Below are 13,329 nucleotides of genomic sequence, written 5' to 3'. Positions count from 1 at the left end.
TTGAAGCGATGCTGGGATGCGAACTGGCAAAATGGTACTATTTCCCCTATGGACGGAAAACCACCAAGAGGACTCTTTATTACCGGAAATAATACGGGCGTCGGCAAGACCCACGTGGCCGGTTTGATCGCCGGAAGCCTTCGAAATGCGGGGCTCCGCGTCGGCACTTACAAACCTGCGGCCAGCGGACTGATCGAAAAGGAAGGCCAGTGGATCTCGGAAGATGTGCACACGCTGTGGGAGTCTTCCGGAAAGATCTGGGATCCGCGTACCATCTGCCCGCAAACGTTTCACGCGCCGCTGGCCCCCCATCTGTCTGCTCGGGCCGAAGGGAAGGTGCTCGACACGAAGCTGCTGCGAACTGGCTTCGACTTTTGGAGACAGCAGCAAGCCGCCGGCGCGTGTGATCTGATCCTGGTCGAAGGAGCTGGAGGGCTGCTTTCCCCCATGTCCGACGACGATTACGTCGCCGACCTGGCCCTGGAGTTTGGGCTGCCGCTGGTCATCGTCGCGGCCAATCGACTGGGCATGATCAACGAAACGCTGCAAACCGTGATCACGGCTCGGTTCTACCAGGGAGGCGTTCCGATTGCGGGCATCATTCTGAATGATATTCAGTCCGATGCAAGCGACGTCAGCCGTGCGACCAACCGAACCGAGCTGGCCCGCCGCTGCCCGGTGCCGATTTTGACGCATGTTCCTTTTGGCGCCTGCGCACTTCCCGACCAGGTCAACTGGCTGGCGATTGCCAGCATGACGTAAGTGCCGCAGTGGACAAAAATTCGGAAAAAATCTCCTTTCTGCAAATCGCTGGCCGAAAGTGTCTCGTCTCTCTGGGTGAGCTCAAGTAGGTCGTAAAACGCAGAAACACTCATCCCCAACCAAACTGTGCGGGTCGAAACCGATGAAAAAGATATGGATTCTCACGCCGCTGCTTCTAGGTGTCTCCCTCGTTGGATGTAACGCCCAACCGGGCGACGTTGCCGCGACGAGTCAACGAGCCCCAGGCGCGGATAACAGCACACACACGGAACTAAGCTCCGCCGACGAGTCCCTCACGCAGGTACCGTTGGAAGGTTACGTAGAGCCGGGGGAGACAAACTTCTCGGTCGTTCCGGAGCAAGCCGAAGTGGGACAGATGCAGATGGGGCGCCAAGCCCAGTCCAATACGGCAGGCCCTGTTCCCACCGAGCCGACTCCGACGATTGAGCCCGGCTACTATGGCGGCAAAGCGATACGGGACATGGCTGAAGAAAGCAAGCCTGTGATGGATGACCTCAGCTCGCAACTCGATGGGCAACCGGTCTCTGGCGAACGGGAAGAAGTCGGAAAATATGCCGAAGGCACCCACAGGATCAAACAGCTTCAGCAGATGGAAAGGAACGTCAAAGAACAGCCCTACCGCGAAAACGCACCCGCTTCGGAAGCCAAGCGGGCCGACGTTGCCAAGAAGGAAGCTGCCCCTGAGGCCCCGCCGGCCCCTGTTGGAGCGTCTGCTATGTCGGGTCCGGCTGTTGGCGACCCAGCGGCACGCGTTGCCAGCAATCCGGTGCCGGCCACCAAGCCAGCCGAAAGCGACCGGCTACAAGGGGTCGAAGCTCGAACTCGCTTCAGCAGGGAGGGCGAAGTGCGATCTTTGGACTTCAAGCCGCTCGATGAAATGCGATTAGAGTTCGACAAACCAGGCGACGGCGTCGGCCCCGGCGAAGGGGGCGACAAGTTTGAGCCGATCGAAGAAAACGACTTCATCGCGGTCGCCGATCAGCCTCTGTCGACTTTCTCGATCGACGTCGACACGGCCAGCTACTCGAAGATTCGTTCTTACCTAAGCCAGTTTGGTCAGCTGCCACCGCGGGATGCGGTTCGCGTGGAAGAACTGGTGAACTACTTCACCTACGACTACGCGACCCCCACCGACGAGCATCCGTTCGCCGCCAACGTCGAAGTGGCCAGCTGCCCATGGAACCCCAGCAATCGCCTGGTTCGCGTCGGCATCAAGGGGAAGGAAATCGACACCGAAGATCGCCCGGCCAGTAACCTCGTGTTTCTGTTGGACGTTTCCGGCTCGATGAACAACCCCAACAAGCTGCCGCTGCTGAAGAAGGGCATGAAGATGCTCGTCGATCAGCTGGGCGAAAACGACAAGGTTTCAATCGTCGTCTACGCCGGTGCCGCCGGCATGGTGCTGGAACCCACCTACGGCTACGAAAAGGCCAAGATCCTGGAAGCACTCGATCGCCTGCAAGCGGGCGGTTCGACCAACGGCGGACAAGGCATTCAGCTGGCCTATAAGACCGCCACGGAAAACTTCATCCAGGGTGGAACCAACCGCGTGATCTTGTGCACCGACGGCGACTTCAACGTCGGCGAAACGAGCACCGGCGGGCTGGTCGGCATGGCCGCCGAACAAGCCAAGAAGAACATTTACCTCAGCGTGATGGGCTTCGGTATCGGCAACCACAACGACTCGATGCTCGAACAGCTGTCGAACAAGGCCAACGGTAACTATTCATTTATTGATAATGAGAAGGAAGCCAAGAAGGTGCTGGTCGAACAGATGAGCGGCACGCTGCTGACCATCGCCAAGGACGTGAAGATCCAGATCGAGTTCAACCCGAAGAAGGTCGCTTCGTATCGCCTGGTCGGCTACGAGAACCGCCTGCTCGCCGCCCAGGACTTCAACGACGACAAGAAGGACGCCGGTGAAATCGGTGCCGGGCACACGGTTACTGCGTTCTACGAAGTGGTGCCGGCTAAGGGTAACGGTGATACCGAAGTCGCTGCCGTCGATCCCAAGGTCGACGAATTGAAGTATCAGACCAAACCCAAGACGACCAAAGCCGCCAACAGCAACGAGCTGATGACCTTGAAGCTGCGATACAAGCAGCCTGAGGAAGACGTCAGCACGCTGATGACCTACCCGGTGGTCGATAGCGGCAACAAGTTCAACCAGGCCACCGGCGACTTCCAATTCGCCTCGGCCGTGGCCATGTTCGGCTTGAAGCTCCGCGGTAGCCACTTCCACCATGAAACCAACTTCGCCGAGATCGAAGAACTGGTCGCTTCTAACGTCGACGGCCCAGGCTCGTCGTATCGCGAAGAATTCCTGGAAATGATCCGCCAGGTCGAACGGCTGCAGAAGTAAGCTTGCCTCAGGAATCATTCCGCATTGTTCACTCGAAGGCCGCCTGACCACTGCAGGCGGCTTTTTTCTTTCGATCTTCACAAACAATACGCATGACTCCTGCGGAAAAGCTTGCGAAACTGCGTGTAGCTCATGCTCGCTATCACCCATCACCCAGGTGGAGTCTGTCCGATGAAGCGATTTCTTCTCGTCTCGATGCTCCTATTATCCGCTGGCTTCTTCGGCTGTGACGCCAAGCCCGCATCAAACCAGCCTGGCAAACTCTCACAGGAAACGAACACCAAAAGCGAAACGCTTAACGAAGAACTGGCCCGGCGGAAGGACGTCGCCAAGAACCTGCGAGAGAACTACTCTCCACCTCCGTCGCCCAAAGGAAGCTTTGAGGACAGCGGCCCGAACCCACACGGTTTTATGCCGATGTCACGGCAACCATTAGTTCTCTCGTCGATGCCTGGCGACGGACAACGGCCAGGCGAAGGCCAAGGACCGGGCATCGGTGGTGAGAAGTTCGACAAGATCGACGAGAACGGCTTCATCGCCGTCAACGATCAACCCCTGTCGACCTTCTCGATCGACGTCGATACGGCTTCCTACTCCAAGATTCGCTTCTATCTGACCAGCTATCGTCGGCTACCACCGGTCGATGCGGTGCGGATCGAAGAGATGGTGAACTACTTCGTTTACGATTACCCGGCACCAACCGACGGCGAGCACCCGTTCGCGGCCTCGCTGGAGGTCGCCAATTGTCCCTGGAACCCCGATCATCGCCTGGCTCGCGTGGCGCTGAAGGGGAAAGAGCTGGACCTCACTGAGCGGCCCTCGAGCAATCTCGTCTTTCTGCTCGACGTATCGGGCTCGATGAACCAGCCCAACAAGCTGCCGCTGCTCAAGCAAGGGATGAAAATGCTGGTCGACCAGCTGAGCGAGAACGACATGATTTCGATCGTCGTCTACGCCGGAGCCGCAGGCCTCGTCCTCGAGCCAACCTCTGGCGACCAGAAGGCCGAGATCATCAGCGCGCTCGATCAACTGCACGCCGGTGGTTCGACCAACGGGGGTGAAGGGATTCAACTGGCTTACAAGATGGCGACCGATCATTTTCTGAAAGGGGCCACCAATCGCGTGCTGCTGTGTACCGACGGCGACTTTAACGTCGGCACCACCAGCACCGGCGACCTGGTTCGTCTGGCCCAGGAGCACGCCAAGAAGAACATCTACCTGAGCATTCTCGGCTTCGGCAGCGACAACCACAACGACTCGCTGCTGGAACAACTCTCGAACAAGGCCAACGGCAACTACACGTTCATCGATACCCAGCAAGAAGCAAAAAAGGTGTTGGTCGAGCAGATGGCCGGCACGTTGGTCACCATCGCCAAAGACGTCAAGATTCAGGTCGAATTCAATCCGACCAAAGTCGCCGCCTATCGCCTGGTGGGCTACGAAAATCGTTTGCTCAAAGCCGAAGACTTCAACGACGACAAAAAGGACGCCGGTGAAATCGGTGCCGGGCACACGGTCACCGCGTTCTACGAGTTGATCCCCTTCGGCACCGAGACCACCGCCAACGGCAAGATCGACGATCTGAAGTACCAAACCGAACGCGTCCCCTCGGAGGCCGCCCAGTCGGACGAACTGTTGACGCTCAAGCTGCGCTACAAGCAGCCTGACTCCGACACCAGCACGCTGATGACTTCGACGATCGTCGACGATGGCAAAGACTTCGCCAAGGCCAGCGGAGACTTCCAATTCGCCGCCGCCGTCGCCATGTTCGGCATGCTGTTGCGAGACAGCGAGCAAACCCAAAAGACCAGCTACGCCGCCATCGAAGAAATCGCCGCACCGTATGCTGGTGGCCCCGGGGCATCGTACCGGGCCGAGTTTCTGGAAATGGTTCACCAGGCAGAAGGACTGCCGAAGTAACGAACCGACGTTTCCTGCTTTCTTTGGCGTACCGCTTCGTGAGCGTCCTCACGTGCTGCGATGAACGCACGCTCTCGCTCTCTCTATTGCGATGAGCCCCAGCGCACTGCCCGCTTCGGTAGTGGCAATCCAGGCGATGATTCTCAAGGGCGTGAACAAGGATTTCAAAATCCACCAACATCCATAACTTCCCCGCAAAGAATCTCAACTCTTGTGACAAATCAGCAATCCCTGCGTGACAAGAACGCAATGACCCGAAAAGCGGGGTTAGCAACAATACTCAATAACCATCAGATTCTTTAGTTCTCTTGCAAAGACCTTCAGATCCTTGTCTTTAAGCGGCACGTGAGCCCCCTCGATTAGCTCGCCGCTTGAATGCCCCATTCCTTATCCCTATCCGAACTAGGCACTATCTATGAAGACTGCCGCGCGCTGTGGATTTACGTTAGTCGAACTCTTGGTGGTGATCGCCATCATTGGTGTTTTGATCGCCCTGTTGCTGCCCGCCGTACAACAGGCTCGGGAAGCTGCCCGACGTATGCAGTGCACCAACAACCTGAAACAGCTTGGGTTGGCACTGCACAACTATCACGATACCTATGGAGCGTTTCCAGCGATCAGTTACGATCATGAAGTGAACGGCGGCAGCGAGGCCGATCACTCCAGCTGGAGTTGGGGTACGCTGATCCTGCCGCAGATCGAACAAACGGCCGCCTACGATCAGCTGGCCCCGAGCTCGCCCGATCGTCTACACGAAGCGGTAAACAATGCTACCAAGTTGGCCATTCTGAAAACGCCAATCAGTGGCTTCCGCTGCCCATCCGATTCGGGTCCTGATTTGAACTCGCATTATCTCACCAACCAGGGCAGCCCCGATCACGAGTTGGCTTTGTCCAACTACATCGGCGTCAACAGTGCCGGCAATGTCGACCGAGCCCATAGCCCCAACGGTATTTTCGTCCCAGGTACGAATGTCGATGGTAACAAGCGTTTGCGTGTTGGCATGCGGGACGTCACCGACGGTACGAGCAATACGGCCATGGTCGGCGAGCGTGCCTGGAAGCTGAACGGTGCCACTCTGGGTGCCGGACTGGTTTTCGGCCACAATGGCAATGCTGACGTCGAACGAAATGGTAACTTCGATACCGGCTTTATCTCAGTCGTTGGTGGTGGCAAGCCGCACATCAATACTACGGCAACTTGCGGCACCGGCTGTAACGACAACGATGGACGTCAGGGTTTTTCCAGCGTTCACCCAGGCGGATCGCAGTTCGTGTTCGCCGATGGTTCGGTTCACTTCCTCAGCGAAACGATCGACGACGACATCGGTGGTGGTACGAATACCACGTACGAGCGCCTGCTGAATAGCCACGACGGTCAGCCGATCGGACAGTACTAAGCACCCGATCGCTTCATCCCGTTGAAGCAATCATTTTGCCAACGTCCCAGGCAAAGCTCTGACTTCGTCTCAGAGCTTTGCCACAAGCTGTGGCTGTCTCTTTTTCTTTCACCTACGCCTGTCGGCCTATCCCCTCATTGATCGTTGATGGTCGTGGGGACCTTACGGAGTTCATCTCATGAATACGCGCGGACTTTCGCTCTGCTTACTACTTACCATTTCACAGCTTGTCGGGTGTGGCGGCAGCGGCAATCCGATTGGGACCGTCAACGGCAAGGTGACCCTCAACGGCGAGCCTGTTTCCGAGGCCTACGTCATGTTTGAACCAGTCGAAGGCGGTCGTAGCTCGTTCGGTATCACCGACACCGATGGCAACTACCAGCTGACGTACATGGCGGAAAACGACGGCGCCCTGGTCGGCGAACACACAGTGCGAATCACCACCCAGCGTGGAGCCAAGCGAGACGATCGAGGGCAAATCACCCAGCCTGGCGTTAAGGAAAAGTTTCCACCGGAATACAACACGGAATCGACGCAGCAGGTCACCGTCGAAAGTGGCAGGAATGAAATCAACTTCGACGTTATTAGCGACAAGAAGTAATCCCTTCGACATTCCCATTCTGACGAAACGCTCGATCCGCTGGTTCGAGCGTTTTTTTATGGTGCTCTTTCTTTTTTAACAGGCCCACGGGCTTCTTATTGGCATGCTCGCGATCGACACGCTATCCTAGCCGCTGGAAACACCAAACACTGCCTGACTTACTCAGCACCCATCCAGGAAATCTTTCCCATGCCTGATCCTGCCCATGTCGTTCAGTCGTCGCCCAGTGCCGAGACCATGCGTCTGATGGATCTGGTGGCAGCCGATGCGGCGGAGATCTTGGACGTGTCGCTCGGCGATTCTCCCCAGGTCATTATCGAGGCGATCGACCAGTGCGTGCGTGAGATTCAAAAGGGATGCGGGCCTGAACTGGACGCGGAGGAAGACCTCGTCATGCTGCTGGGCAGCCTGTGGGGCAACCAAATCGTCCAGGCTCTCTCGTGGCAATGGGTCAACATCGATCTCACCGACAGCGACCCGCCGTTTGCGGCGATCGGCGTGGTTTCTCCCGATCGCGACAAGGTGATCTACCCGTTCAACTTCGTTTCACTATGCGTCGAGAAGGACGTGCTGGTGAACATCCTTTTGGTTTACAACGTGCTGACCGAAAAGCCAGAGTCAGCCGTGTACGATCCTGGCTCGTGCGAAAACGTGATGACCCGCATCCAACACATGGTTCCGCCGGAGTAGGCTACCGTGATATTCAGTCGCATCCTGTCTTTTGCTGGCATGCTGCTTGCCGTCGTTCTGGGTATCGATGCGATGATCGCCTGTTGGAATCAAACGATCTACCTCACATCATCCACTCGGGTCGATGACTTCCATTCTTATCCTCTCAGCGAATCACGGCCCAATACTTCGCTGCTGAAGACCGACGAGATCGTACCGGAGAGCTTCAACTCGTTTCAGTTCGTCCGCATGAATACGACGAGTTTCATCGAAGAGCTTCGCTTCCATCGCTCTGGCAGCGGCATCTATCGCTACGTCGATTTCAACAACCCCGAAATGCCGGTGATGCAAACCGAGTTCTTCGTAAGCGACTGGCATATCGCTGCGATTTGTGCCGTGCTACGTAATGCCGATTTCTGTTCGCTCGACGACGCCTACGAAGCAGACGTTCCGTTTCAATTCGCCATGGCAATTCGTGTCGAGAGCTTAGGAGTCGGCAAAGAAGTCGTTTGCCGCGAGTACTTTCCCAAGCGGTTCGACCAGGTAGTGAAATACTTGAATCGAGACTTTCTACCTGGCCTTGGTCTTCAACATCATTCGTTCAAGCCGGTGCCGAAGTCGGAGGCCGAACAGTGGAAACACTTTATGATCGATATGCCGCTACCGGATGAATGGGCGACCCAAAAAGAAACGCTCGACCAGTAGCCGAGCGTTTCCCATTGGATTCCACTTGTCGAAGCGGCGTTTACTTCTTCACGCGTTCGACGTAGGTCCCGTCGCGGGTGTCGACTTTGATGACGTCCCCCAGGTTCACGAACATGGGGACCTGGATCTCGGCGCCGGTTTCAATGGTGGCGGGCTTGGTCACGTTGGTGGCCGTGTTCCCCTTGGCACCTGGCTCGCAGTAAGTGACTTCCATTTCGACCTGCATTGGCGGGGTCATGTCCAGCGGGTTGCCGTTGAACAAGGTCATCATGCACTTCATGCCGTCCTTCAGGAACTTCCAACCGTCCCCCACGGCGTCGGCGTCGAGTTCGTACTGCTCGAACGACTCGTTGTCCATGAAGACCCACGTGTCCCCTTGCTTGTAGAGGAACTGCACGTCGGTTTCTTCGACGTCGGCCGATTCCAGCGTTTCACCACCACGCCAGGTACGGTCCAAGTTCGTGCCGCGGATCAGGTTCTTGAGCTTGCACTTGTACAGTGCGTTTCCCTTGCCCGGCTTCACGAAGTTGCACTCGGTCATGACGTACGGTTCGCCGTCGATCTGGACCTTCAAACCTTTACGAAAATCGCTGGTACTGTATTGCACGTGGGGACTCGCTGAAAAAAGATATCCGTCGCTTAAGGGCGCCTTCCGCCCCTGTCCATTTCGGTAAAATGGAAAGATGAACATTGTAACTACCGATTCGCAATCTGCGAGTAGCAATTGTATCGCGAACCCCGCCACATCGCCTAGCGAGGGTTGGAAAGCCTCGATGCGGGCCGCTTTCCGTCGCGCCAGCGACTTGGCCGAGCACCTTCAACTGCCAGAAAGCAGTTGGCAAACCGGCTTGGCGGCGGCCGACGGCTTCCCGCTGTTCGTCCCGCGCGAGTTCGCCGCCAAGATGCGCCGCGGCGATATTGGCGATCCACTGCTTCGGCAAGTGCTGCCTGTCGAGCAGGAAACCTTTGTCACAGAAAGCTTTACGGCGAATCCTGTCGGCGACGACGAAGCGATGCTGACGCCAGGCCTACTGCAAAAGTATCACGGCCGGGCCCTGATGGTGACGACAGGGGCGTGTGCGGTTCATTGCCGGTACTGTTTCCGGCGGCATTTTCCTTATGGGGAAGGTCCTAAGGGGATCGACGCGTGGAGTTCGGCTCTGGGGGCGATCCATCAGGACGAGAGCCTTCACGAAATTTTGTTATCCGGCGGGGACCCGCTGACGCTGACCGATGGCGTTTTGACGCTACTGGCCGAGAAAATCGCCGCAGCCAGGCACATTCGCCGGTTGCGAGTTCATACCCGGCTACCGGTGATGATCCCCAGCCGTGTCTGCGACAGCCTTCTGGCCTGGCTGACCGGCACGCGGCTCCGCCCGTTTGTGGTCATCCATGTGAACCACCCCCACGAACTGGCCGACGACGTCGCCGCGGCGCTGGCCCGGTTGAGCGAAGCCCAGGTTCCCCTGCTCAATCAAAGCGTGCTCCTGAAAGGGGTGAACGACGATGCCGAAACGTTGATCGAACTGTCGGAAAAACTGCTCGATTTGAACGTCATGCCATATTACCTGCATCAGCTCGACCGCGTCCAAGGCGCCGCCCACTTCGAGGTTCCGCGGGCCGAGGGGCTGCGCATCGTCAAAACCATGCGGAGCCGTCTGCCTGGCTACGCTGTACCAAGATACGTCGAGGAAATCGCGGGAGATGCGAGCAAGCGGGTAATTGGTTAGTCGGCGCACGCACGTTCATATCCCTCGCTTCTGAAGGGCGAGGGGACTGGATTATTGGGCTAGAGGGATTCGCGGTTTGTTGAAGTCTACTGCGGTGCTGGTTCGGCCAAGGCTTTTTGGATCGCTTCGTCCAGCGATTTGATGCCTGCCTCGCCGATGCCGCCGACTACTTTGCGGATCTTGCCGTCGCGGCCGATGAGGACCATGTGAGGAATGACCGATACGGCATACGACTCGTAGAACTGGTCTGGATCGGCGACCAATGCCGTGGGATGTTTCAGGCCGTGCTCGGCGACGAACTTATTGAGCATGGCTTCTTCTTGGGCCGGCGGGACTTCTCCGTCTTCGACTTGCCCTGGTCCTTCGGCACCTTCGGGCCAATCGAAGTTGAAGTAGCGCGTGATGCCGATCACCTGAAGGCCTTCCTCGCCGTACTCCTCTTGCCACTCGATCATATGAGGAAATCCGGCGACGCAAGGACCGCACCAGACCGCCCAGAAGTCGAGCAGGATCACTTTTCCCTCAAGTTCTTCTGGCGTGAAGCCGTCGCCGTTGACCCAGGCCTGGGCGTCGATCGGAGTCATCTCATTACCGATGATCTTCTCGTAGGACTTCAAGCGGTCGACGTCTTGAGCGATCGACTGCAGGACGATCGCGGCCTTTCTGTAGGCGATCTTCACTTTCGAATCATCGACCTTCTCGGCATTGGAAACAATGAAGTCCGCTTCATTCTTGACGAACGCTTCCATCTGCGGGATGTCGTCATGCATCTCGGACGAAACCATGTCGATCTTCACGGCGTACAAGTCAATCGCCTCGACGTCGCTGGGGTTCTCGGTGACCTTCGCTTGGACCTCGTCGAGCGTGAATCCTTTGGCGACCAGACGAAACTCGAAGACCTGCAGCGATTTCTCGATGCTGTTGAGCAGACCGGCGGCCTGTTCGTTATCGCCTGGATCGACTCCGGCGATACTCTTGCGGATGCCTTCGATGTGCTTCTGGGTAACTTCACTGGGGCCGGACATCTCTTTCTGAAGCGCCTCGAAGTTGGCGTTGGTGAAATCCATCAGCGGCTCGGTGTCGGTGGGGTTAGCCACGAAGGTCGCCAGGCTATCTTGGGCCAGCACTTCTCCGCCAGTGGATTCGGCTTCGGCCGCAGGTACCGCGTCGTCAGCGGCACGGTTGCAAGCGACGAAAGCAAATAACGACGAGCTCACACAGGCAGCAACAACGAATCGTTTCATCAGCATTCGAATTTCCAGGAATCAGAGTGATTTTGGCGTGCGATAGATTGGGGGGATCTTGCCGGTGGCTAACGTGCGGTCGCCGGTCGATTGGTGGCAAGACACTGTATTATCGCCGCCCAGGGGTTAGAAGAAAGGCGTCCGCCCGCGAAATTCATATGTAAATGCGCAGCACGCCCTCAAGTGGCTACGATTCTGGCACGCGCTCTAGTCGGCCAACTTTTTCAGGGCATCGTCGATCAGTGCCTGGATATCGAGGTGTCCCGAATCGATGCTATCCATAATCGAGTCAACCTGGGTTTCGGCCTCGTATTCACGAACTTCGGCGATGATGTGGTCGATTTCCACGTCCGAGTAGTTCTGACCACGCAGGTATTCGCGAAGTTCCGGGTATTTATCGTTTTCGGTCATCAAGCTCCCCCGTCGTCGCCCCTTCTTGCCTGCCCGTCGCTCGGCAGACCACGTTGATTGAAAAAAGTCGATTTCGCTGCGGCCACGTGGTAAGTTAAGTGCAATCACTCCTCCTTTCCACTCCCCCAATCTTACCCCACAAATGATGATGATCGAAATTTCTATTCCGGCAGTTCGCTTTAGCTGGACTCTTTTTCTCGTTCTTTTCATGGTTTCTGCCCCCCTTGCTGCTGAAGAATCGGGCTGGAAACCCCTTTTTCAGGGCGATTCTAACGATTGGCCTGCCTGGCGCGGGCCAGAAGGCATTGGCTTCAGTGCGGCAACCAATGTACCCACGAAGTGGAATGATCAGGAGAACCTGGCCTGGAAGACCCAACTCAACGGCTGGGGGGATTCGACCCCGGCGATCGTTGGCGATCACGTCTTCGTCACGCTGCAGAACGAAGCCAACGAACTGCGTCTGTTGCGTCTCGATGCGAAGACAGGCCAGATCGAACTGAACATCCTGGTCGATCAAGCCGAAACGCCGCGCGAGGCACCGAAGCGCAAGTCTCAGAAGTTTCACAATTTGCACAACATGGCTAGTCCATCTCCCGTGGTCAGCGGCGATCAGGTCGTCGTGCACTTCGGCAATGGTTTGCTGGCTACCTACAACCTCGATGGCGAAGAGTTGTGGCGTCATAACCTGCAGCAAGAGTACGGCACATATTCGATCTGGTGGGGACACGCCAACAGCCCCGTCGTTTACGACGGCCTGGTGATTTCGGTCTGCATGCAAGACTCGTTGGCCGATCTGCAGAAGGAATCGGTCAAAAGTTACCTGATCGCCCATGATCTGAAGACAGGCGAAAAGAAGTGGATGACGATGCGGATGACCGGTGCCCCGGCGGAAGAAGCAGACGCATACACCACGCCCCTTCTGCTGCAGAAAGATGGCCAGGTGCAACTGGTGGTCATGGGGGGCAACACGCTGGATGCGTACGATCCCCACACCGGCAAGCGCCTGTGGTACTTGCCAGGGCTGGTCGGTGGTCGCACGGTGACGGGACCGATTGCCGCCGAAGGAAAGATCTTCACCACGCGCGGCATGCGAAAGCCGCTGCTGGCCGTGACGCTGGATGGTAACGAAGGGGAACTCACCGAAGACGCGATTCAATGGACCATCGATAAGTCGACGCCTGACACGCCTTCGCCGGTGTATGCGGGTGGCATGCTCTTCACGGTCACCGACGACGGGATCGCCCACTGCTATAGCACGAAAGATGGTGAACTACTTTGGCGCGAACGTCTGGGTGGCAACTTCAAGGCCTCGCCGATCGTCGCTGGCGGCAACGTTTACTTCCTGAACATCGACGGCAACTGCAAGGTAGTCGCCGCGAAAGATACGTTCGAGCTCGTGAGCGAAAACCAGGTGAAAGACACGACGATCGCTTCGCCAGCGGTCGCCGGCGGCAAGCTCTTTATCCGCGGGAAAGAACATCTTTACTGCATCGGGAAGTAGGCCG

General features: G+C 57.1%; 12 protein-coding genes. 9 read left to right on the top strand and 3 right to left on the bottom strand.

What is annotated here, in order from left to right:
- The first annotated feature begins 48 nt into the window (after nt 1-48).
- The 7 genes from bioD to Pan97_RS00755 all read left to right on the top strand — a co-directional run bounded on the left by bioD (nt 49) and on the right by Pan97_RS00755 (nt 8,439).
- Nucleotides 49-762: a dethiobiotin synthase gene (bioD, locus tag Pan97_RS00785; RefSeq protein WP_144969827.1), complete on the top strand. Its 714-nt coding sequence runs from the start codon at nt 49-51 to the stop codon at nt 760-762.
- Between the two features lie 142 nt (nt 763-904).
- Nucleotides 905-3,145: a vWA domain-containing protein gene (locus tag Pan97_RS00780; protein ID WP_196782235.1), complete on the top strand. Its 2,241-nt coding sequence runs from the start codon at nt 905-907 to the stop codon at nt 3,143-3,145.
- A 171-nt stretch (nt 3,146-3,316) separates the two neighbouring features.
- The gene (locus Pan97_RS00775) at nt 3,317-5,065 is read left to right on the top strand and encodes a vWA domain-containing protein (RefSeq protein WP_196782234.1); all 1,749 of its coding nucleotides are present in this window, start codon (nt 3,317-3,319) and stop codon (nt 5,063-5,065) included.
- A gap of 415 nt (nt 5,066-5,480) precedes the next feature.
- Nucleotides 5,481-6,464 (top strand): DUF1559 domain-containing protein, encoded by a 984-nt coding sequence (locus tag Pan97_RS00770; protein ID WP_144969823.1) that lies wholly within the window; start codon nt 5,481-5,483, stop codon nt 6,462-6,464.
- Between the two features lie 178 nt (nt 6,465-6,642).
- Complete coding sequence (locus Pan97_RS00765) at nt 6,643-7,065, top strand: carboxypeptidase-like regulatory domain-containing protein (protein WP_144969821.1); 423 nt, start codon at nt 6,643-6,645, stop codon at nt 7,063-7,065.
- Between the two features lie 189 nt (nt 7,066-7,254).
- On the top strand, nt 7,255-7,755 hold the full coding sequence (locus Pan97_RS00760) for a hypothetical protein (RefSeq protein ID WP_144969819.1): 501 nt from the start codon (nt 7,255-7,257) through the stop codon (nt 7,753-7,755).
- A 6-nt stretch (nt 7,756-7,761) separates the two neighbouring features.
- A complete protein-coding gene (locus Pan97_RS00755; RefSeq protein ID WP_144969817.1) occupies nt 7,762-8,439 on the top strand; it encodes a hypothetical protein in 678 nt (225 codons plus the stop codon).
- A 40-nt stretch (nt 8,440-8,479) separates the two neighbouring features.
- Here Pan97_RS00755 and efp read toward each other — a convergent pair whose 3' ends face one another.
- Nucleotides 8,480-9,046, bottom strand: coding sequence for an elongation factor P (efp, locus tag Pan97_RS00750; RefSeq protein ID WP_241676347.1), 567 nt, complete (start codon nt 9,044-9,046; stop codon nt 8,480-8,482).
- Nucleotides 9,047-9,122: 76 nt separating this feature from the next.
- Between efp and epmB the strand changes: the two genes are divergently transcribed.
- Complete coding sequence (epmB, locus tag Pan97_RS00745; protein WP_144969813.1) at nt 9,123-10,169, top strand: EF-P beta-lysylation protein EpmB; 1,047 nt, start codon at nt 9,123-9,125, stop codon at nt 10,167-10,169.
- 86 nt (nt 10,170-10,255) lie between these two features.
- On the opposite strand, the gene Pan97_RS00740 is transcribed toward epmB, so the two are convergent.
- Nucleotides 10,256-11,413, bottom strand: a complete 1,158-nt coding sequence (locus Pan97_RS00740) for a TlpA family protein disulfide reductase (RefSeq protein ID WP_165698546.1) — start codon at nt 11,411-11,413, stop codon at nt 10,256-10,258.
- Between the two features lie 207 nt (nt 11,414-11,620).
- Nucleotides 11,621-11,932 carry a hypothetical protein gene (locus tag Pan97_RS00735; protein WP_144969809.1) on the bottom strand — a complete coding sequence of 104 codons (312 nt, stop codon included), beginning with the start codon at nt 11,930-11,932 and terminating at the stop codon, nt 11,621-11,623.
- 100 nt (nt 11,933-12,032) lie between these two features.
- On the opposite strand from Pan97_RS00735, the gene Pan97_RS00730 reads away from it, so the two are divergent.
- Nucleotides 12,033-13,325 (top strand): outer membrane protein assembly factor BamB family protein, encoded by a 1,293-nt coding sequence (locus Pan97_RS00730; RefSeq protein ID WP_196782232.1) that lies wholly within the window; start codon nt 12,033-12,035, stop codon nt 13,323-13,325.
- The last annotated feature ends 4 nt before the right edge of the window (nt 13,326-13,329 follow it).

Source organism: Bremerella volcania (assembly GCF_007748115.1).
Taxonomy (GTDB): Bacteria; Planctomycetota; Planctomycetia; order Pirellulales; family Pirellulaceae; genus Bremerella; species Bremerella volcania.
The sequence above is the reverse complement of the archived record's forward strand: the minus strand, read 5'-3'. Positions and strand labels throughout refer to the sequence as shown.